General features: G+C 63.7%; 23 protein-coding genes. 8 read left to right on the top strand and 15 right to left on the bottom strand.

Annotated features, from left to right (window positions below):
* The first annotated feature begins 189 nt into the window (after positions 1 to 189).
* Both KCG88_RS03190 and KCG88_RS03195 read left to right on the top strand, forming a co-directional pair.
* Positions 190 to 510, top strand: coding sequence for a hypothetical protein (locus KCG88_RS03190; protein ID WP_047287194.1), 321 nt, complete (start codon positions 190 to 192; stop codon positions 508 to 510).
* A gap of 480 nt (positions 511 to 990) precedes the next feature.
* Positions 991 to 1,374, top strand: coding sequence for a cytochrome c (locus tag KCG88_RS03195; RefSeq protein ID WP_080965443.1), 384 nt, complete (start codon positions 991 to 993; stop codon positions 1,372 to 1,374).
* Between the two features lie 83 nt (positions 1,375 to 1,457).
* Here the strand turns inward: KCG88_RS03195 and KCG88_RS03200 are convergent, their stop codons facing one another.
* Positions 1,458 to 2,393 (bottom strand): hypothetical protein, encoded by a 936-nt coding sequence (locus KCG88_RS03200; RefSeq protein WP_246882544.1) that lies wholly within the window; start codon positions 2,391 to 2,393, stop codon positions 1,458 to 1,460.
* A gap of 217 nt (positions 2,394 to 2,610) precedes the next feature.
* Here KCG88_RS03200 and KCG88_RS03205 point away from each other — a divergent pair, with 217 nt between their 5' ends.
* Positions 2,611 to 3,210, top strand: a complete 600-nt coding sequence (locus tag KCG88_RS03205; protein WP_210711733.1) for a GNAT family N-acetyltransferase — start codon at positions 2,611 to 2,613, stop codon at positions 3,208 to 3,210.
* A gap of 59 nt (positions 3,211 to 3,269) precedes the next feature.
* Here the strand turns inward: KCG88_RS03205 and KCG88_RS03210 are convergent, their stop codons facing one another.
* Positions 3,270 to 3,944 (bottom strand): polysaccharide lyase family 7 protein, encoded by a 675-nt coding sequence (locus KCG88_RS03210; protein WP_047287192.1) that lies wholly within the window; start codon positions 3,942 to 3,944, stop codon positions 3,270 to 3,272.
* A gap of 270 nt (positions 3,945 to 4,214) precedes the next feature.
* Here KCG88_RS03210 and KCG88_RS03215 point away from each other — a divergent pair, with 270 nt between their 5' ends.
* Positions 4,215 to 4,601 carry an MliC family protein gene (locus tag KCG88_RS03215; RefSeq protein WP_047337039.1) on the top strand — a complete coding sequence of 129 codons (387 nt, stop codon included), beginning with the start codon at positions 4,215 to 4,217 and terminating at the stop codon, positions 4,599 to 4,601.
* A gap of 191 nt (positions 4,602 to 4,792) precedes the next feature.
* Here KCG88_RS03215 and KCG88_RS03220 read toward each other — a convergent pair whose 3' ends face one another.
* Complete coding sequence (locus KCG88_RS03220) at positions 4,793 to 5,077, bottom strand: hypothetical protein (RefSeq protein WP_210711734.1); 285 nt, start codon at positions 5,075 to 5,077, stop codon at positions 4,793 to 4,795.
* A 179-nt stretch (positions 5,078 to 5,256) separates the two neighbouring features.
* On the opposite strand from KCG88_RS03220, the gene KCG88_RS03225 reads away from it, so the two are divergent.
* Both KCG88_RS03225 and KCG88_RS03230 read left to right on the top strand, forming a co-directional pair.
* Complete coding sequence (locus KCG88_RS03225; RefSeq protein WP_011061701.1) at positions 5,257 to 5,415, top strand: hypothetical protein; 159 nt, start codon at positions 5,257 to 5,259, stop codon at positions 5,413 to 5,415.
* 123 nt (positions 5,416 to 5,538) lie between these two features.
* Positions 5,539 to 5,859, top strand: a complete 321-nt coding sequence (locus tag KCG88_RS03230; RefSeq protein WP_011061700.1) for a YbjQ family protein — start codon at positions 5,539 to 5,541, stop codon at positions 5,857 to 5,859.
* Between the two features lie 20 nt (positions 5,860 to 5,879).
* Here the strand turns inward: KCG88_RS03230 and KCG88_RS03235 are convergent, their stop codons facing one another.
* The 7 genes from KCG88_RS03235 to KCG88_RS03265 form a co-directional block, all read right to left on the bottom strand.
* Positions 5,880 to 6,272 carry a VOC family protein gene (locus tag KCG88_RS03235; protein ID WP_047287187.1) on the bottom strand — a complete coding sequence of 131 codons (393 nt, stop codon included), beginning with the start codon at positions 6,270 to 6,272 and terminating at the stop codon, positions 5,880 to 5,882.
* Between the two features lie 88 nt (positions 6,273 to 6,360).
* Positions 6,361 to 7,998: an ATP-binding cassette domain-containing protein gene (locus tag KCG88_RS03240; protein ID WP_210711735.1), complete on the bottom strand. Its 1,638-nt coding sequence runs from the start codon at positions 7,996 to 7,998 to the stop codon at positions 6,361 to 6,363.
* 178 nt (positions 7,999 to 8,176) lie between these two features.
* Entirely contained in the window at positions 8,177 to 9,214 is a 1,038-nt protein-coding gene (locus KCG88_RS03245; RefSeq protein ID WP_210711736.1) for a DNA topoisomerase IB, read from the bottom strand.
* Positions 9,215 to 9,294: 80 nt separating this feature from the next.
* Complete coding sequence (gene modC, locus KCG88_RS03250; protein ID WP_047287181.1) at positions 9,295 to 10,377, bottom strand: molybdenum ABC transporter ATP-binding protein; 1,083 nt, start codon at positions 10,375 to 10,377, stop codon at positions 9,295 to 9,297.
* A 4-nt stretch (positions 10,378 to 10,381) separates the two neighbouring features.
* A complete protein-coding gene (modB, locus tag KCG88_RS03255) occupies positions 10,382 to 11,062 on the bottom strand; it encodes a molybdate ABC transporter permease subunit (RefSeq protein WP_015635894.1) in 681 nt (226 codons plus the stop codon).
* A complete protein-coding gene (modA, locus tag KCG88_RS03260; RefSeq protein WP_246882545.1) occupies positions 11,063 to 11,830 on the bottom strand; it encodes a molybdate ABC transporter substrate-binding protein in 768 nt (255 codons plus the stop codon).
* Between the two features lie 174 nt (positions 11,831 to 12,004).
* Positions 12,005 to 13,069, bottom strand: a complete 1,065-nt coding sequence (locus tag KCG88_RS03265) for a nitronate monooxygenase family protein (RefSeq protein WP_210711737.1) — start codon at positions 13,067 to 13,069, stop codon at positions 12,005 to 12,007.
* A 214-nt stretch (positions 13,070 to 13,283) separates the two neighbouring features.
* Between KCG88_RS03265 and KCG88_RS03270 the strand changes: the two genes are divergently transcribed.
* The gene (locus KCG88_RS03270) at positions 13,284 to 13,772 is read left to right on the top strand and encodes a GyrI-like domain-containing protein (RefSeq protein ID WP_011061692.1); all 489 of its coding nucleotides are present in this window, start codon (positions 13,284 to 13,286) and stop codon (positions 13,770 to 13,772) included.
* On the opposite strand, the gene ada is transcribed toward KCG88_RS03270, so the two are convergent.
* The 5 genes from ada to KCG88_RS03295 form a co-directional block, all read right to left on the bottom strand.
* A complete protein-coding gene (gene ada / locus KCG88_RS03275; RefSeq protein ID WP_210711738.1) occupies positions 13,724 to 14,809 on the bottom strand; it encodes a bifunctional DNA-binding transcriptional regulator/O6-methylguanine-DNA methyltransferase Ada in 1,086 nt (361 codons plus the stop codon). The genes KCG88_RS03270 and ada overlap by 49 nt on opposite strands.
* Before the next feature lie 85 nt (positions 14,810 to 14,894).
* Positions 14,895 to 15,575 carry a DNA oxidative demethylase AlkB gene (gene alkB, locus KCG88_RS03280; protein ID WP_047287174.1) on the bottom strand — a complete coding sequence of 227 codons (681 nt, stop codon included), beginning with the start codon at positions 15,573 to 15,575 and terminating at the stop codon, positions 14,895 to 14,897.
* A complete protein-coding gene (locus tag KCG88_RS03285; protein ID WP_047337033.1) occupies positions 15,565 to 16,281 on the bottom strand; it encodes a 2OG-Fe(II) oxygenase in 717 nt (238 codons plus the stop codon). The genes alkB and KCG88_RS03285 overlap by 11 nt, the downstream gene beginning before the upstream one ends.
* 103 nt (positions 16,282 to 16,384) lie before the next feature.
* Entirely contained in the window at positions 16,385 to 16,555 is a 171-nt protein-coding gene (locus KCG88_RS03290; RefSeq protein WP_015635890.1) for a hypothetical protein, read from the bottom strand.
* Between the two features lie 29 nt (positions 16,556 to 16,584).
* Positions 16,585 to 16,887 (bottom strand): DUF1883 domain-containing protein, encoded by a 303-nt coding sequence (locus KCG88_RS03295; protein ID WP_011061687.1) that lies wholly within the window; start codon positions 16,885 to 16,887, stop codon positions 16,585 to 16,587.
* A gap of 211 nt (positions 16,888 to 17,098) precedes the next feature.
* Between KCG88_RS03295 and KCG88_RS03300 the strand changes: the two genes are divergently transcribed.
* On the top strand, positions 17,099 to 17,449 hold the full coding sequence (locus tag KCG88_RS03300; protein WP_011061686.1) for a hypothetical protein: 351 nt from the start codon (positions 17,099 to 17,101) through the stop codon (positions 17,447 to 17,449).
* Positions 17,450 to 17,533 lie beyond the last annotated feature (84 nt).

A 17,533-nucleotide genomic window follows, 5' to 3' on the forward strand; every position in this document is an offset into this window, starting at 1 on the left:
TCTGGATAAATGAACTAAGCACGTCTCTCCAGCCACTATCGAGTTTCATAGGGTGCTGATTGCAGCCAGGGCTGGACTGTTCAAACTGCTCCACAGGTTGCAAAACTCTGCAATTCAGTCGGGCCGGGATCGTGACGGGGTTGCTGAATTTAGGTAACTTGGCATTTTCCATTCATGGACGACGGATTCATGCCAATCACCAAGCGTATTGCAAAAATCTCCCTGAGCCTCTCCCTACTGGGCCTCGTAGGCGCTAGCCCATTTTCCCTGGCGGACGACACCACTCCGGTGAGCGAGTTGCTGCGTAGCGGCTATGAAGTCAAGGCGGCCTACCAGGCGCCAGCACGAGTCGGCCTGGTTCACTTTCTGATCTTGCAAAAAGGTTCGTCGGCGTACCAGTGCGTGACCTATGGCGCCGAAATAAAGCCACGTTTCCATGACTACTCCAACACCTACTCTTGTGCTCAAGTTCAGGACCTGATTCCCACCCAGCCTACCCTCCTGCGGTAATTCTACAGCGCGTTTACGGTTCCATTACCCTCCAGCCCTTTTGGCTTGGGCTGGTGCGGTTTGCTGCTGGGGAGTACCCGCTCGAAGGCGCCGAGATCAAGGTTTGCGGAGCTGCTTAAGCGTATGGCGGACCACCTCCGAGAAGTCCCCGGTAGCACTTAACGGATGTATTCGTCTGCGGGACGCTACAAGCCATGCATCGGCGTGTGCGATGGGGGAGGCTGCTCTCCCTGGCGCGGGTCTGGATCCTTCTAGGCAGGAGCGATAGAGCACTGGGTAGATAGCGCTGGTTGCATATACAGTTTTTTTGGGTGTTTTCCCGCCCCGCGGGTGCATAGGAAATGCGGAACTGCGTTTGAGCAAGTTCACCTCTGGCAAACACAGGTTTATTGCTGACTAAGACTCTCGGTTCAGATGTGAGTCAGAGCGTTGCTGTGCCGCCTCGGGGATTTGATTTCTACAACAAGGCCAGATGCAAAAATGAAAATAAATGCATTGTTCATCGCTTCGCTGGGAGGGCTCATGCTGATTCAAGCAACGCTTTCCTTTGCGGACAACACCAATGGCAAGAGTCTCTATGTGCAACGATGTGCCATGTGTCACGGCGCCGATATCAAGGGAACTGGGCCGCTGGCCAATAAGAGCAATCCTCCTACACCTGATCTGACGACCCCTGCTTTCAAAAAACGCCTCAATGAATATCCAGGCGTGATTGTGTCGTCGGTAATACTGCGCCCCAATGGAGACTTGATTCCCAGAACTTTGCGGGAGAACGGTGTAAAGGTGCCCCCCCATGCTTGGAGCGTTAAGGATTTTCGCGATTTGAATCAATACATGAGTGACGTGATCTCAAAGACTCGATGAGTTCTTATATGCGTTGGCATGGCGTTCCAAGAGCCACTTGCGCCGAGACGGTGGCCAATCAATCTTGACTTTAGTCTTGAGGCTTATCGCTGCCCTGGGTCGGGCTGCACCAGGTGCTGCCAGGGAAATACCTGCCGGGCGAAATTCTTCACATAACCGCCAGTGGTGGCCTGGATCACCATGATCGGCAGTTTGGGTCGCTGGCGCTGCAGGGCTTCGAGTTGTTCCAGGCTCAGGCAGGTATTGCGCAAGCGCAGCGCCCGCAACGGGTCGCACGCTTGGCTGGCAAACAATTTTTCATAGCTGGCAAAAGACGTGATGGCGTGCTCCTCGCGGTCTTTTGCCCAGCTTTGCTGAAGTGCGCTGGATTCGCTGAAATCCAGGCTGCTCAACCGCGGCAGGTTGCTGGAGCCTGCCAGATTGTCGATAAAACCCTGGGTGTCGAAATGGGCGCCGATACGCAGTTGCGCAAGGTGTGGCAGGTCGACCTGGAAGAAGTCCGCGTTGGGGGCATTGGGCACGGTCAGTTCGCTGAGGTACGGGGTTTTTGCTACCCAGCGGGCGATTTCCCCGGCTTCTTCCATGATGGTGCCGGCCTTCTTGATCAGCGAAGCGTTATGGTCCTGAGGTTCGGTGGGGCGAATCGCCAATGACCTGAGGCGGGGAAACTGCACCGCACTGTCCAGCAAGGGGCTGAATTCCCACTCGCGGGTACCGTTCGCGCCTTCATCGGCACCGGAAAACAGCAGCGAGCTGAGGGTGTCCGCCACGCTCTGCTCTGCCAGGCATTCCAGGGTCCAGGCAAAGGGTTCGTCCCACAGCTCGCCGTAATACTCCACATGCAGGCCGTCACGCATCGGCGCCAGGGCCAGGTAGTTGTAGTCGCTGGCCCACAACGGGCTGGCCGGGTCTTCGCCGGTGTCGTCGTGCTCGGCGGCCTGCTCCCGAGTGAACTCATGGATGCGTTGCTGCAGGGCCAGCAGCCGCTGGTAACCAGGGGAAGACAAGGGATTGGACATGGGCTGGGTTCCGCGGGTAACGCAGGCGCGGGCCTGCTGGATAAACGCTGGGCGTGGTGAGGGCCGATCATAACAAAGCGGCGAGGGCTGACTGCTGTGAAGCGAGCGCTGGGCGGTACACATTTTTCCAACAAATTAACTCTGTCGTCAGGGCCTGGCCGGGCGCTAGGATTCGTCGCCGACCTGCCGGCCTAGCGTCTTCGAGGGGCTCCACAGCATGCAATCAAGGCGACTGCCGTCATCAGCAACCGGGCTTGCGCCCAGGGAAATCAGCCTGGATGACGCAGCGCTGTTGCAGCGTTTCTTTGTCGAGAACCCGGAGTATTTCCATATCGTCCACGGTGCAGCGCCGCAGCCGGACGAGGCGCGCGACGAGATCGATGATGCACTGCCAGCGGGCTGGTCCTACACCCACAAGTGGAAAATCGGTTACTTCGACAGTGAAGGGCGCCTGCTGGCGTTCGTCAGCATTGTCAGCGACCTGTTGGCACAAGGGGTCTGGCACATAGGTCTGTTCATGCTGGCTACCCCCTGTCACGGCAGCTCCCTTGCCCGGCAGTTGCACGCTGAGCTGGAGGCCTGGGCGGTGGGCGAGGGCGCACGCTGGTTGCGCTTGAGCGTGGTCCAGGACAATGCCCGGGCACAGGGCTTCTGGAATGCCTGCGGTTATGCCCAGGTGCGTACCCGTGACGGGATCGAGCTGGGGCGCTTGCAGCATCAGGTACGGATCATGATCAAGCCCCTGGCCGGGGATTCGTTGATCGACTACCTCGCCTTGATGCCCCGTGATCGCATCGAGGAGCAGGCACCCTGCTGACAAGGCGCCAGGAGCACCCGGACGGCGTAACTACCGCAAGGCAACGCCCCAGTCAGGTGCTAGACGTGGCTGATCGACAGCTGGCTGATGATGCAGACCGAGCCATCCTCCGCCGGAGTGCTGGGGCTGAAATCGATCTGGTTGTAGATCCCGCCATGAAAGTCGAACACCTGGTCATTCCAGGTCGAGTCCAGGGCGTGTGGGGGAGAGCTGGCCTGCTGGCCATTGCAACTGGCGCCGATGGTGATCAGCCCTGCGTAGGTGCAGTGGATGCTGAGCTGGAACATGGCGTCGAGCGGGACGCCGCCGAGCAGCGGTAGCGGCCTGGGGTCGGCGCCGTTGAAGCTCTGGCGCAGGGCATAGGTCAGGATGCCCTTGTCCCAGAACACCTTGACGGCTGGATTCACGTCATCGCGTACATGCATTTGCGCAACCACCACTTTCTGCGCCGAGTTGACCTTGGTCAGGATCATCTGTTGGCGGCTCCAATGATCGGCGGCGCTGCTCAGGGCCCAGTAGCGGGATTCCTTCCACTCGCAGCGGGTTCGATGGGTGCTTTTGCTCGCCGCGCCCCGGGTCGGCGCGCGCAGTTGTATCGAGCCATCTGCCAGGCGCGAGATCACGCTCGGGCATTGGGCCAGGGCGAGGTTGCCGTTGAGCTCCAGTGCCAGCGGGTTGCTGGCCGAGGTGGGCAGTGGGGTGGCGATGTCGAGCGTGCTGATATCTACCGGCATGTGGAGGTGTCCTTGTCGGTGCGGTCGGTGGGCCAGCGTTCAGGGCGATGCTCGCAACTGCGGGGCTGCGGCATCAGCAGGAGCTGTTTCCCGGTGCCCACTCGGAGCCGGCAGAGCGCGGTGCCGATGAGGTTGTCGACCCCGTTGCGCACCGACCCGCAGTTCTAGCTCGGGCTGTACGGCGCCGTGGTCCGAGGGGCTTGATCGGCCTGAACTAAAAACGCCCCTGCCAGTCCCATTGGGCATCTTTGAACGACTGGGGGGAACACCATGAAAATTCATCCTGCAATGCTCTGCGCTGCGGTTCTGGCTTCAAGCCAGGCGTTGTTGGCGCAGGCTGCCCAGACCACTACCGCCGAGCCGGCCTACCAGAGCCAGGTAGCACGCTACCAGTGTGAAGGGCAGGTGCGCATCGACGCCGCCTACCTGAACATCGACAACGGCTCCTCGTTTGCCACGCTGTATTACAAGGACCAGTTGATCCCCATGCACATCGCGCGTTCCGCTTCCGGCGCCCTGTATGTGGCGGACGACGAGCAGAACAGCTTCCGCTGGCACACCAAGGGCAAGATGGGGGTGCTCTCGTTCCTGGAGGCGGACCACACCGCCACGGAGCAAACCCTGCTCAAGGACTGCAAGGAACTCGAGCAGGACTGAAAACCGCCAACGCACTTTCCGCGGGCAAAAAAAAGCCCGCGGGGAGTGCGGGCGAACGTAGTTGCTTGAATGAGCGAGGCGACTATACACAGCGCTTTTTCGCCGCTGGGTGAAAGAAGTTTCATCTTGCGCCTCAGGGGGCCGGCCTTGGCCAGTCCCGTACTCGGCCGGCACGCTGGCGTGCTTCGGTTTCAGACGAAGGGCTGGCCCTGAAAGCCCCGTGGCAGACGCTGCAGGCCCGGCAGGGCGGTCAGGCGTTCGGTCCAGGCGTTACGCCAGAGTTGGCCGCCATGGCTGGCCTTGGCCTTGCGTGCAGCCCGACGAGCGGCATTGCGCTGGTTGCGTCGGGCCTCCTTGTAGACCTCGGTGTTTCGGCAACTGCGGCATTTGACCCGGTTCAGTTCGCCGGTGGAGGCCAGTTGGGTGCCGTGATGACCGCAGGCCAGATGCCCGGCGACCTTGAAGTGAGTAACCATTGCGTTTCTCCTTCGGAGTGAGTACGGAGCACGCGTCGTATGGTCGATGCGCCTCCATATTTTTACGACCGCAGGGCACAGGCGACGTTCGTTGTTTGGTCGGCAAACCCCGAGCCACCGGCAGATCTGTTCTAACCTGCTAAGGCGAATGAAAAATCCCTTCAGGAAGAGAGGTGGGCATGGCAACGCAACAGCAACGCCCTTACGAGCAGGAACGCAGTGATGAGACGGCGCCCTACGAGGTCGAACACAAGGAGCCGCCTCCGCAGACCTGGAAGCATCCGGATGATGGCAAAAGCTTGTCGGAACTGGATGAAGAACGTCCCTTGAAACCGTGACCCACAGCCCCGCTCCAGAGCGGGGCTGTCGTTTGTGGCAAAGCCCTGGGCGGGCTCTGTTACCATCCCCGGTTTTGTCGCCCCGACGCGCCGGGGCGAGTGGTCCGTTCAAGGGAGAAACACATGATTGTCACCACCACCGCCCATATCGAAGGCCGGGAAATTGCCAGCTACCTGGACATCGTCAGCGCCGAATCGGTCCATGGCATCAACGTGGTCCGTGACCTGTTCGCCGGCATGCGCGACTTTTTCGGCGGCCGCTCCCAGACCCTGGAACGCGCCCTGAAGGAAGCGCGGATCCAGGCCACCAATGAAATCAAGGAACGCGCCCGGCAATGCAACGCCGATGCGGTGGTCGGCGTGGATTTCGAGATCAGCATGCCGGCAGGGCGCGGTGGCATGGTAGTGGTCTTCGCCACTGGCACTGCCGTCAGGCTCAAGTAGCGTTCAACGCCGCCGGGCGCTCAAGGCGCGACCGGGGTGCACAGCTCCACTAAAGTGCCGTCCGGGCAGCGCACATAGGACACCGTCTGCCCCCAGGGCTTGCTCGTGGGGGGCGCCAGTTCCCGGGCACCGTGCTCCAGGGCCCGGGCATGGGCCGCCTGCACGTCTGCGGTGACCAGCCCCAGTTCCATGCCCAGGGGCTTGGGCGATGAGTGAGCCGCCACATGGCCGGCCGGGAAATTCATTTCTGCCAGGTCATGGTCGGCGAAGGCCAGGGTGGTGCTGCCGGTTTCCAGCTCGCCATAGGTGCCGGATTCGTGGAGAAACCGCCGCTTGAAACCAAAGGCCTGTTCGAAAAAACGCAAGGAAGTTTCGACTTCGGGCACGTAGATGATGGTGTATCCGAACTGCATGGCGTGACGCTCCTGTCCATGGGTTGTGAGGCGGCGAATCTAGCACGGGCCTGCGGTTGCGCAGGGCCCGTCGTTGTAAGTCGCTGTTTCATGGCTGCTCGCTCAGGTGCCAGCCCAGGGCCGAGCATTGCAGCTCGTGGGTCGGCGCCAGGGCCTGGAGAAAGGCCTGATCGTGGGAGGCCACCACCAGGGCTCCGGGAAAGTCCCGCAGGGCGCATTCGAAGGCTTGCACCGATTCCAGGTCCAGGTGATTGGTGGGTTCGTCGAGCAACAGCAGTTGGGCCGGGTTGCCGCCCCACAGGGCCAGGGCCAGGGCGGCTTTCAGGCGTTCGCCGCCGCTCAGTTGCGCGCAGGGTTGCAGCACCCGCCGGGCATCCAGTTGCAGGCGTGCCAGGCGGGTACGCAAGGCGCTTTCCTCCAGGGGCGTGGCGGCGTTGCCCAGTTGTTCGAGCAGCGAGCGTGCGGGATCGAGTTGCGCCAGGTGTTGATCCAGATAGGCACTGGCTACCGCCACTCGGCATTCGCCGCTCAGTGGCTGCAACTGGCCGGCCAGCAGTTTCAACAAGGTGGATTTGCCGCAGCCATTGGGGCCGATCAGGGCGATGCGCGCCGGGCCGACGACGTTGCAGGTGAGGCGGCTGGCCGGGGCTTGCGGGTCCAGCCAGGGCAGTTGCGCCTGCAGCAGACTGAACACCGGCTGGCCGGCCTGCAAGGTGGTGGCGGGCAGAGTGAGCAAGGTCGGTGACTGCGCGCCGACCCGGGCAAAGGCGTCGCGCACCTGCTCGTCGAGCTCGCTCTTGTGCCCCTGATGGGCGTGGCGTACCTGGCCCATGATGTCCCGTGCGGCGCCGAGCAGCCTGGCCCGTTCGAAGCCTGAGACGTTGGCGGTCTTGGCGTACCGGCGCGAAGCCGCGGCGTGGCGCTGGATGATGTCGTGTTCCCGTTGCAGGCGCTTGTGCTCGCGGCTGCGCTGGGTACGCGCATGGTCCAGCGCCGCCTGCGCCGCCTCGCTGTGGGCCTGGCGCTGCGCCTGGTACAGCGCATAGTTGCCGCCATAGACCTGGGCGCCCTGGGGGCCGAGTTCGACGATGCGTTGCACCTGCATGAGCAATTGGCGGTCATGGCTGACCAGGATCAGCCCGCCACGCCAGCCTTGCAGTTGTTCCGTCAGCCAGCGCCGGCCGTGGCGGTCCAGGTGATTGCTGGGCTCGTCGAGCAGCAGCAGGTCGGCGTTGCCCAGCAGGGCGCCGATCAGCACCACCCTGGCCAGTTGGCCGCCGCTGAGGACGTCCGCCGGGCCCTGTGGGCCCACGTGCTCCAGGCCGGCTTCATCCAGGGCCTGGCGCAGGCGCTGGGCCAGGTCCCAGCGGTCATCCACCAGGTGCAGGTCTTCCAGGCTGGCGCTGCCGTCGGCCAGACGCTCCAGGGCGCCCAGCGTCTTGGCGAGGCCGGCCACCTGGGCCACGCTCTGCCCCGGCTGTACCTGCGGGTCCTGGGGCACATAGGCCACGCTGGCAGTGTGGCTGATGCTCCCGGAGGAGGGTTGCAGCTCGCCGGCGATCAGGCGCAGCAGCAGGGACTTGCCCACGCCATTGCGCCCGACGATGGCCGTGGGCAGGCGATCGAAACTCAGGTTCAGGGCATCAAGCAGGGTTTCGCCATTGGCGAATTGATAGGTCAGCTGGTTCAGGCAAACCAGTGCGGGCAGCCGGGTGACGTGAGTCATCAGCACCTCCGGAAAATGTGGCAACAGGCCAATGAGCGCTAGCAGGGCTCATCGCGGATACATTTTTGGAAGGCTTAGTTGTTCACGTCGGCAATCGTCCTTGGACGGGAAAGAAGGTGCGAAGCCTAACTGCAGAACTCTCTGAATGACAAGTACGCAAATTCGAAGGTGGCCGTCGTCAGGCCGGTTGGGCCTCCTTTGCCAGGCGCCGCAGAAAGTTCGCCAGGCCCGCTTCCTCGGCCTTCAGGCCCTGGCGGGCGCGGGCCTTGGGCAACTGCGCCAATTCACCGATGACGAAGCGCTCCAGCAGCGCCGGATGGATGTAGCACTTGCGGCACACCGCCGGCGTGTTACCCAGTTCCCGGGCCACTTCCTTGACCGTTGCCACTATGTGTTTCTTCGCCTCGGCCTCGGGCTCCCAAGGCTGCTGGCGCAACCGCTCCAGGGCCAGGACGCTGCCGGCCCAGGTGCGGTAGTCCTTGGCGGTGAAGTCGGCTCCGGTCAGTTGCTGCAGGCAGGCGTTGATGTCCGACGAGCTGACGTGGTGCCGTTGACCGTCTTCGTCCAGGTACTGGAACAGCTGCTGCCCCGGCAACTCCAGGCAACGCTTGACCACCCGCGCCAGGCGCGGGTCCTTGACGGTGATCTGGTGCTCGACCCCGCTCTTGCCACGGAACTGGAAGTGGATGGCGCTGCCGCTGACCTGTACATGGCGGTTGCGCAACGTGGTCAGGCCGTAGGAGCGATTGTCCCGGGCATACTGGCTGTTGCCGACGCGGATCAGGGTTTCATCCAGCAGCAGGATCAAGGTGGCCATGACCTTTTCCCGGCTGAAACCAGGCACCGCCAATTGCGCCCGCAACTGCCGGCGCAGCTTGGGCAAGGCGTTGCCGAACGCTAGCAGGCGGGCGTACTTGTCACTGTCGCGCACTTCGCGCCAGCGCGGGTGGTAGCGGTACTGCTTGCGGCCCCTGGCGTCGCGGCCGGTGGCTTGCAGATGGCCCTTGGGGTCGGGGCAGATCCACACCTCTGCGTAGGCCGGGGGAATCGCCAGGGCGTTGATCCGCTGTACCTCGGCGGCCTGGGTGAGGCGCTGGCCCTGGGCGTCGTAGTAGACGAACTTGCCCCGCAGCTTGCGCCGGCGGATGCCCGGCTGGCGATCGTCGGTGTAGTGCAGGTCGGCGGGCAGGGCGGGGGTATCGCAAGCATCGGGCATGGCGGCAGGTCCTGGGCAAAGTGCGGGCCGGTAGACCATGGACCGCAGCCTCGGCCAAGGGTGCCGATTTTCTCTGCGGTCTACGCCAGGACGGCCACTGCCTTGATCTGTGCCCAGAGCTGCTGCCCGGGGTGCAGGCTCAACTGGTCCCGGGAGAAGCGGGTGATGCGCGCCAGCAACGGGCTGCCCGCCACGTCCAGACGCACCAGCACGTGGGCGGTGTTGTCCGCGGGGATTTCGTCGCGCACCGTTACCGGCAGGCGGTTGAGGATGCTGCTGTGCTCGCTGTCTTGCAGGCTTAGGCTGACGTCCCGGGCCTGGACCTTGAACCGCAAGGCCTTGCCCAGTGCCAGAGGCCCGTGGGCCACGCGGACAGTCAGCTGGCTGCCGGGCAGTTGCAGGGTCAGCAACTGGTAGTCCGGGTCGTAATGGCTGACCCGGCCTTCCACCACCACGCCTGCGTCGTCACCCAGGGCCAGGGGCAGGTCCAGGCGCGCCAGGGTCTCGCCCACGGGGCCGCTGGCCAGGGCCCGGCCATCGCTGAGCAGGACGATGTGGTCGGCCAGGCGCGCCACTTCATCCTGGGAGTGGCTGACGTACAGCACCGGGATATCCAGCTCGTCGTGCAAGCGTTCCAGGTAGGGCAGGATCTCGCTTTTGCGTTTCGAATCCAGGGCCGCCAGGGGCTCGTCCATCAGCAGTAGCCGCGGGCTGGTGAGCAGCGCCCGGGCAATGCCGATGCGCTGGCGCTCGCCGCCGGAAAGGTGTTGCGGGTGGCGCTGCAGCAGGTGGCCGATGCCCAGCAGTTCCGTGGCCTGGGCCATGTCCACCCGGCGTTGTGCCTTGGCAATGCGCCGCAGGCCGAATTCCAGGTTGGCTTGCACGGACAGGTGGGCGAACAGGCTGGCCTCCTGGAACACATAGCCCAGGGAGCGCTTGTGGGGCGGGACGAACAGCTTGCGCTGGCTGTCCTGCCAGACTTCGTCGTTGATCTGGATGCGCCCGCGGCCGGCTTTTTCCAGGCCAGCGATGCAGCGCAAGCAGGTGGTCTTGCCCGAGCCCGAATGTCCATACAAGGCTGTTACCCCGCGCCCTGGCAGTTGCAGGTCCAGGTCCAGGGCGAAGTCGTGGTAGCCCAGGTGCAGCTTGACGTGAATGCTCATCGGCTCAGCTCCAGCCGGCTTTGGTCTTGCGGCTGGAGTACAGCGCCAGCAGCACCAGGAACGAGAACACCAGCATGGCCCCGGCCAGCCAGTGGGCCTGGGCGTATTCCATGGCCTCGACGTGATCGTAGATCTGCACCGAGACCACCCGGGTCTTGTTGGGGATGTTGCCGCCGATCATCAGCACCACGCCGAATTCGCCGACGGTGTGGGCAAAGCCGAGGATCGAGGCGGTGATGAAACCTGGCCGCGCCAGGGGCAGGATCACCGTGAAAAAGGTGTCCCAGGGGTTGGCGCGCAGGGTGGCGGCCACTTCCAGGGGACGGCTGCCAATGGCAGAAAAGGCATTTTGCAGCGGCTGTACCACGAAGGGCATGGAATAGATCACTGAGCCCAGCACCAGGCCGGCGAAACTGAACGTCAGGGTGCCCAGCCCCAGGGACTGGGTGAACTGGCCGAAGAAACCGTTGGGCCCCAGAGCCAGCAACAGGTAGAAGCCTATCACCGTGGGTGGCAGCACCAGGGGCAGTGCCACCACCGCGCCGATCGGCCCTCGTAGCCAGGAGCGGGTACGCGACAGCCACAGGGCTATCGGAGTGCCGACCACCAGCAGGATCAGCGTGGTCAGGGACGCCAGCTTGAGGGTCAGCCAGATGGCGGAAAAATCGGCGCTGGAGAGGCTCATTTACAGTTGGTAGCCGTAGGACTTGATCACCGCGGCGGCTTTTGGCCCCTTGAGGTAGTCCACCAGTGCCTTGGCGGCCGGGTTGTCCTTGCCCTTGTTGAGGATGACCGCGTCCTGCTTGATCGGGTCGTGCATCTGGGCCGGTACGATCCAGGCCGACCCGCTGGTGACCTTGCCGTCCTTGTAGATCTGCGACAGGGCGACGAAGCCCAGCTCGGCATTGCCGGTGGAAACGAACTGATAGGCCTGGGTGATGTTCTGGCCTTCGACGATCTTGTCCTTGACCTTGTCGGTCAGGCCCAGCTTGGCCAGTACCTGGGTTGCGGCCAGGCCGTAAGGTGCGGCTTTCGGGTTGGCGATGGACAGATGCTGGTACTGGTTGTCCTTGAGCACTTGGCCCTTGGCGTCGACGTAGCCGTCCTTGGCCGACCACAGGGCCAGGGTGCCGATGGCGTAGGTGAAGCGCGAGCTCTTGACGATGTCGCCTTCGCTTTCGAGCTTTTGCGGGGTGCTGTCGTCGGCCGAGAGGAAGACTTCAAAAGGCGCGCCGTTCTTGATCTGGGTATAGAACTGCCCGGTAGCGCCGTAGGCGGCCACCAGTTTGTGCCCGGTGTCTTTCTCGAAGTCGGCGGCAATCGCCTGGATCGGTGCGGTGAAGTTGGCGGCCACCGCGACCTGGACTTCATCGGCCTGGGCCGAACCCAGGGCGAAGACAGCGAGCAGGGCGGCGAGGCAAGTCGGGGCAAAACCTGAGGCACGAAGGTTCATCAAACAGCTCCATTGGGGGGACGGATGCGTTGGGCAGTGAGTGATTGGAAGGGGCCTGCACCAAGGCGAGGGGGAATCGCTATATAGAGGAATATATAGCGATTTGTCGATGAACGGAACTCCGTTGCCGGCGCTTGTTGCCCGGGCCGCGATGGTGATCGCGGCACTAGTGGATCAGCGTCTGCGCAGTTGTGCCAGGGTTTGTTCGGCCAGGCGCAGGGTCAGCTCGTAGGCGGGCAGTTCCACTCCCAGGCGCAGGGCCTGTCCGGACCAGAGGTTGGCGAAGCCTGCCTCGTCCTTGGCTCGCAGCGGCATCAAGGCGCCGCCGGCCCGGGGGAAGGCCGGCGCCAACGGGCTGATGGGGCCGATTTCGCGCATGACGCGGTTGACGATGCCCCGGGCCGGGCGCCCGGTGAACAGGTTGGTCAACGCGGTTTCGCTTTCCTTGGCGTGGCGCAGGGCATGGTGGTGGGCAGCGCTGACCTTGGCTTCCGGAGTGAACAGGTAGGCGGTGCCCAGTTGCACCGCCGAGGCTCCCAGGGCCAGCGCCGCGACGATGCCCCGGGCATCGCCGATGCCGCCGGCGGCAATCACCGGCAGTTGCACGGCGTCGACGATCTGCGGCACCAGGGCCATGGTGCCGACCTGGCTGTTGAGATCGTCGCCGAGGAAGATCGCCCGGTGGCCGCCGGCTTCGTAGCCCATGGCGATAATCGCGTCGCAGCCGCGCTCCTCCAGCCAGAGCGCTTCATCGACGGTGCTGGCCGAGGACAGCACCTTGGCTCCGGTGGCCTTGACCCGGGCCAGCAACGAAGGCTCTGGAAGGCCGAAGTGGAAACTCACGACTTCAGGGCGCAACTCTTCCACCAGTTGGCAGGCGCTCTCATCGAAGGGCGCGCGGTTGCTGACCGGGGTCGGTGCATCGAAGTCGGCGCCCAGCTCGCGATAGTAGGGCTCCAGGGCGTTCTTCCAGCGTTGCTCGTGTTCGGCATCGACGGGCTGCACCTGGTGGCAGAAGAAGTTCAGGTTCAACGGGTTCTGCGTGGCTGAGCGAATCACCTGCACTTCCTGGCGGATCTGCCCGGCGTCGAGCATGGCGCAGGGCAGGGAACCCAGGGCACCGGCCCGGGAGGCGCCGATCACCATGGCGGAGCCGGAGGGGCCGGCCATGGGCGCTTGGATGATGGGCAAGGCGATACCCAGCAGGTCTAACAGGCGGCGATCAGTCCATTGGCTCATTTGCGGGAATTCTCCGTCGGCAGGTTGAGACGATGCAGCCCGTGGTTTTTATCAGGAGAAGGCGCCCCGAGGCCAGCTGACTTTTCCATGGGGCTCGATTCCACGCCTTTGCCACCGATACAGCAGCCGCTGCCGACGGCTGTCGGCGGCGTCGATCCGGCGCTAGACTGCGGCGGATATTTTTCCTCATCGCACCCCTCAAGGAAGGCTGACCATGGATGTAAAACTGCGCGAAGTACTGCCGTTCAGCGTTGCAGGCCTGCAAGTAAGGACCCTCAACGCCGCCGAGCAGCAGGCCGACAGCGCCCGGATCGGGCCGATGTGGCAGCGCTTCTATGTCGAGGGGCTGTTCGACAAGATCAGCCCTCGCCAGGCTGATTCGTTCGTCTACGGCGTCTATTCCAACTACGAGTCCGATGCCAGCGGACACTTCGACGTGACCGCCGGAGTGGCGCTGGAAGGTGCCTGCGCCGACTACCCGAGCGTGGCTGTCCAGGGCGGGGACTACCTGGTGTTCAGTGCCAAGGGCGCGATGCCCGATTGCGTGATCCAGACCTGGGGGCTGATCTGGGCCTACTTCCAGGACAACCCCCAGGTCCGGCGCGCCTTCGCCACGGATTTCGAGGTCTACACCAGTGCCGATTCGGTGGCGATCTACATCGGCATCGAGGCCTCGCAGGCCGCTTCGCGCTCCAGCAACTGACGCTTGCGTTCCACACCCCAGCGGTAGCCTGAAAGGCTGCCGTCGCTGCGTACCACCCGGTGGCAGGGAATGGCCACCGCCAGGCTGTTGGCCGCGCAGGCCTGGGCCACGGCGCGCATGGACTTGGGCGCGCCAATGCGCTGGGCAATTTCGGCGTAGCTGGCGGTGCTGCCCAGGGGAATGCTCCTCAGGGCTTGCCATACCCGCTCCTGGAACACCGTGCCCTGCAGATCCAGGGGCAGGTCCAGGCCAATGGCCGGGGCCTCGATAAACCCCACTACCTGGGCGACCAGGCGCTCGAAATCGCGGTCGGCACCGATCAGGTTGGCCCGGGGGAACTTGTCCTGCAGTTGCTCCAGCAGCGGGCCGGGTTCATCCCCCAGGAGAATCGCACACACACCGCGCGCGCTTTGCGCCACCAGTATTGCCCCCAGGGAACACTGGCCGAGGGCGAAGCGGATATCGGTGTTGGGGCCGCCGGCGCGGTAGTCGCTGGGCGTCATGCCCAGCAACTGGTCGGCCGCTTCGTAGAAACGGCTGTTGGAGTTGAAGCCGGCGTCATACAGGGCCTCGGTGACCGGCTGGCCGCGTTCCAGGTGGGAGCGCACCTTGCGTGAGCGTTGCGCGTTGGCATAGGCCCGCGGGGTCAGCCCGGTAGCGGCCTTGAACACTCGGTGAAAGTGATAGCTGCTCATGCCGGCCTGCTGCGCCAGCTGGCCCAGGCTGGGCGGTGTTTCGGCGCCCTCGATCTGCCGGCAGGCCAGCGCCACTAGCCTGGCATGGTGCGCCGCGACCTGGGTCTGGTCACTGGCCAGGCGCTTGCTCGGGCGGTAACCGGCGGCTTCGGCTTGCTCGGCGCTGTCGAAGAATTCGACATTCTCGGCCTTGGGCAAGCGCGACAGGCTGCTGGGGCGGCAATAGACGCCAGTGGTGCGCACGGCGTAGACAAAGCTGGCGTCGGCGCTGGCATCGCGCTTGAGCACGGCTTGCCAGCGGGGGTCCTGTTCGATGCGATGCTTGCGCGACAAGGCGGTCATGGTCGGTACTCGGTAAGCGGTGGCGGCCAGATTAACCAAGGTGGTGCCGTTCGGCACTCCGGGTCTTGCGCTTGAATTCTCAACGTCAGCCGGCGCGGCGCAAGGTCAGGTTGATCCGTTGCTGGCCCAACAGCGGGTGATGGCCGTCCTTGAGGGCCAGCACTCCGTGATAGCGCAGGCGGTCGACGCCGCCCCAGACCACCACATCGCCATGCAGCAGCGCGACCCGCTGGCTCTTGTCGCTGCGCTGCCGGCCGCCGAAGAGAAAGATCGCCGGCAGGCCCAGGGACAGGGACACGATAGGGGCCGAGTAGTCGCGCTCGTTCTTGTCCTGATGCAGTGACATCTTTGCCCCCGGCCGGTAGCAGTTGATCAGGCAGGAGTCCGGGGCGAACCCGGGAAAGCCGGCCGCCGCGGCCGCGGCTTCGGCCAGTTCCTGGAATACCTTGGGCAGTGCTGGCCAGGGGCGCTGGCTTTGCGGGTCGATGGGGCTGTAGCGGTAGCCGCTGCGGTCGGTGGTCCAGCCCAGTTGCCCGCAACTGCTGAGGCCCACCGACATGGTGAAGCCGCCGGGCGTCTGCATCTGGCGAAAGGGCGCGGCGGCGAGCACGGCATCGAGTTGCGGCAGCAGCGCTTCGATCCAGGGCAGGGCGAAGCCGCGCAAGACACGGGATTGTGGGCCCAGGACCTCGACGCGGGCAGGCTGCTGCAGGTCGCTGTCACTGAACAGCCCGAGGGTGGCTGGGCCACCATCATTACAGTGCATCGTGAAAAATCACTCCAAGGGTATGGCGCTGGCCACTGTGAACGCGGCTGACGCCGTGGCGCAAGGTCACCCGATAGTGCCCGCGCGCTCCGGCTACCGGGCGATGATGCACGGCGAAAACCAGCCCATCACCCTGCTTCAGACCAATGACCTGCGGCCGCGATTGCATGCGTGGGCGCTGTTCGGTGAGCACCAGTTCGCCGCCGCTGAAGTCGCTTCCCGGCTGCGACAACAAAAAGGCCACTTGCAAGGGGAATACGTGCTCGCCGTACAGATCCTGGTGCAGGCAGTTGTAGTCCCCGGGGCCGTATTGCAGCAGCAAGGGCGTCGGGCGCAACTGCCCGGCGTCGTGGCAGCGCTGGATGAAGGCGGCGTGTTGCGTCGGGTATTGGACGTCGATGTTCATCAGGCGGTTCCAGCGGTTGGCCTGGCCCACCAGGCGCGGGTAGAGCAACTGGCGCAATTGCGCCACGGGCTCCGGCAGCGGATAGCCAAAATACTGGTACTGGCCACGGCCAAAGCCATGGCGGGCCATGATCACTTTCGAGCGAAACAACTCGGGGCTCTGGTAAAGCTGGGCCAGGGCCTGGCATTGCGTTGGGGTCAACAGGCCTTCGAGACGGGCGCAGCCATCCTGGTCGAGGGCCTGCTCGATGCGGGCCCAATCCAGTTGTTGCAGGCGATCGTGTAGCGAGGGGGCAGGCATGGCGGGAGTGTCCTGGGCGGTAGGGAACCCGGCCAGTCTGCGGTACGGCTGGCCGCCCGACACTCCGTTGCTTGCGCTTGAATCAGTGTTGCGCAGCGGCGCTCTACAAGGCCTTGCTGACGCTGACGTCGCTGATGACATCGTCGGACTGGCCATGCAGCGCCTCGAGGGCGGCCCGGGCTTCTTCCTCGGAGCCGGTCTGCAGCTGGGCGAATTCGAAGCGGCGCTCACCGTTGAGCTTGTATTTGATGACGTACTTGGTGGTCTGGGGCACGGGGCTACCTGTTGTTGCGAGAGGAGGGCTTAGCGCAGTTTCGAGCTGGAGCGGCGAATGATGCGGATCGAATGCGTCAGGTTCGGCTTGCGGGTCACGCTGATGGGCCGGCGGTTGACGGTGTCGATGGTGATGTTCCAGAACCCGGTGCTGGGTGCGGTGATCTTTGCCGGGAACTTGTCGAAGGCGCCGCCATGATAGGTGTGACGGCCGCCGTTCTTGAAGCTGCGGAAGTTGGCGTCGCTCATCAGGCGAATGTTGCAGACCTGGGAGCATTCGATGACGACGATATCGTCTTCGTTCAGGTGCTCGCGCTGGTGGATGAATTTCATGGGCGCCTCCAGAAGGGCTATAGCTACAAAAGCAAAAAACGTTTGCGTGGGCGGTGGCGCAGTTTATCAGGCCCAAAGGAGTATTATTCGGCCCCGGCGTCGAGCTTTGACAATTTAAAACAGTTATTTGGATTTTTATCGGCGATAAAGCCGTGCCTCCGGAGAAAAACAGCGCCTTTGCTGTCGGAGGGACTTTATTGGAGATTTTTATATGAAGCGCTGGGTTTGGGTTCTGGTCTTGGCCATCGGCGGTTGCGCAAGCGTCTCGGACATCAACCAGACACCGCCAACCCTGAGCGTGATTTCCGGCAAGAAGCCTCAGGAATACGCCAAGTGCCTGGCCGACAAGCTCTCCGGCAGCCGCGGCGCGCTGCAGGTCGAGCCGCACAAGGACGGCTTTCGGGTACTAGTGCCCCAGAGCCTGTCGCCGGCCCCGGCTGCGGTGTTCTACATTGAAGCGCGTTCCGGTGGCAGCAGCATCAAGCTGCACGAGCAGATGAGCAACAACCCCTTGCGCCCTCAGGATGTGCGCAAGGCCGGTGAAGACTGTATCTCCGGCTAAGCCGTTGCTCCCTGCGGGTGACCGGCCCCGGTTGCCCTATTGCATCCCTTCTCCAGACTTTGCCCCAGGCCCCGGATAGCGCCG

Origin of the sequence: Pseudomonas sp. MWU349 (genome assembly GCF_017947325.1) — a bacterium.
Lineage (GTDB): Bacteria > Pseudomonadota > Gammaproteobacteria > Pseudomonadales > Pseudomonadaceae > Aquipseudomonas > Aquipseudomonas protegens.

Bases quoted from the DNA above. Each gene is read 5' to 3' on its own strand.
- KCG88_RS03190 (WP_047287194.1), top strand. From the start codon at position 190: ATGCCAATCACCAAGCGTATTGCAAAAATCTCCCTGAGCCTCTCCCTA.
- KCG88_RS03195 (WP_080965443.1), top strand. From the start codon at position 991: ATGAAAATAAATGCATTGTTCATCGCTTCGCTGGGAGGGCTCATGCTG.
- KCG88_RS03200 (WP_246882544.1), bottom strand. From the start codon at position 2,393: ATGTCCAATCCCTTGTCTTCCCCTGGTTACCAGCGGCTGCTGGCCCTG.
- KCG88_RS03205 (WP_210711733.1), top strand. From the start codon at position 2,611: ATGCAATCAAGGCGACTGCCGTCATCAGCAACCGGGCTTGCGCCCAGG.
- KCG88_RS03210 (WP_047287192.1), bottom strand. From the start codon at position 3,944: ATGCCGGTAGATATCAGCACGCTCGACATCGCCACCCCACTGCCCACC.
- KCG88_RS03215 (WP_047337039.1), top strand. From the start codon at position 4,215: ATGAAAATTCATCCTGCAATGCTCTGCGCTGCGGTTCTGGCTTCAAGC.
- KCG88_RS03220 (WP_210711734.1), bottom strand. From the start codon at position 5,077: ATGGTTACTCACTTCAAGGTCGCCGGGCATCTGGCCTGCGGTCATCAC.
- KCG88_RS03225 (WP_011061701.1), top strand. From the start codon at position 5,257: ATGGCAACGCAACAGCAACGCCCTTACGAGCAGGAACGCAGTGATGAG.
- KCG88_RS03230 (WP_011061700.1), top strand. From the start codon at position 5,539: ATGATTGTCACCACCACCGCCCATATCGAAGGCCGGGAAATTGCCAGC.
- KCG88_RS03235 (WP_047287187.1), bottom strand. From the start codon at position 6,272: ATGCAGTTCGGATACACCATCATCTACGTGCCCGAAGTCGAAACTTCC.
- KCG88_RS03240 (WP_210711735.1), bottom strand. From the start codon at position 7,998: ATGACTCACGTCACCCGGCTGCCCGCACTGGTTTGCCTGAACCAGCTG.
- KCG88_RS03245 (WP_210711736.1), bottom strand. From the start codon at position 9,214: ATGCCCGATGCTTGCGATACCCCCGCCCTGCCCGCCGACCTGCACTAC.
- modC (WP_047287181.1), bottom strand. From the start codon at position 10,377: ATGAGCATTCACGTCAAGCTGCACCTGGGCTACCACGACTTCGCCCTG.
- modB (WP_015635894.1), bottom strand. From the start codon at position 11,062: ATGAGCCTCTCCAGCGCCGATTTTTCCGCCATCTGGCTGACCCTCAAG.
- modA (WP_246882545.1), bottom strand. From the start codon at position 11,830: ATGAACCTTCGTGCCTCAGGTTTTGCCCCGACTTGCCTCGCCGCCCTG.
- KCG88_RS03265 (WP_210711737.1), bottom strand. From the start codon at position 13,069: ATGAGCCAATGGACTGATCGCCGCCTGTTAGACCTGCTGGGTATCGCC.
- KCG88_RS03270 (WP_011061692.1), top strand. From the start codon at position 13,284: ATGGATGTAAAACTGCGCGAAGTACTGCCGTTCAGCGTTGCAGGCCTG.
- ada (WP_210711738.1), bottom strand. From the start codon at position 14,809: ATGACCGCCTTGTCGCGCAAGCATCGCATCGAACAGGACCCCCGCTGG.
- alkB (WP_047287174.1), bottom strand. From the start codon at position 15,575: ATGCACTGTAATGATGGTGGCCCAGCCACCCTCGGGCTGTTCAGTGAC.
- KCG88_RS03285 (WP_047337033.1), bottom strand. From the start codon at position 16,281: ATGCCTGCCCCCTCGCTACACGATCGCCTGCAACAACTGGATTGGGCC.
- KCG88_RS03295 (WP_011061687.1), bottom strand. From the start codon at position 16,887: ATGAAATTCATCCACCAGCGCGAGCACCTGAACGAAGACGATATCGTC.
- KCG88_RS03300 (WP_011061686.1), top strand. From the start codon at position 17,099: ATGAAGCGCTGGGTTTGGGTTCTGGTCTTGGCCATCGGCGGTTGCGCA.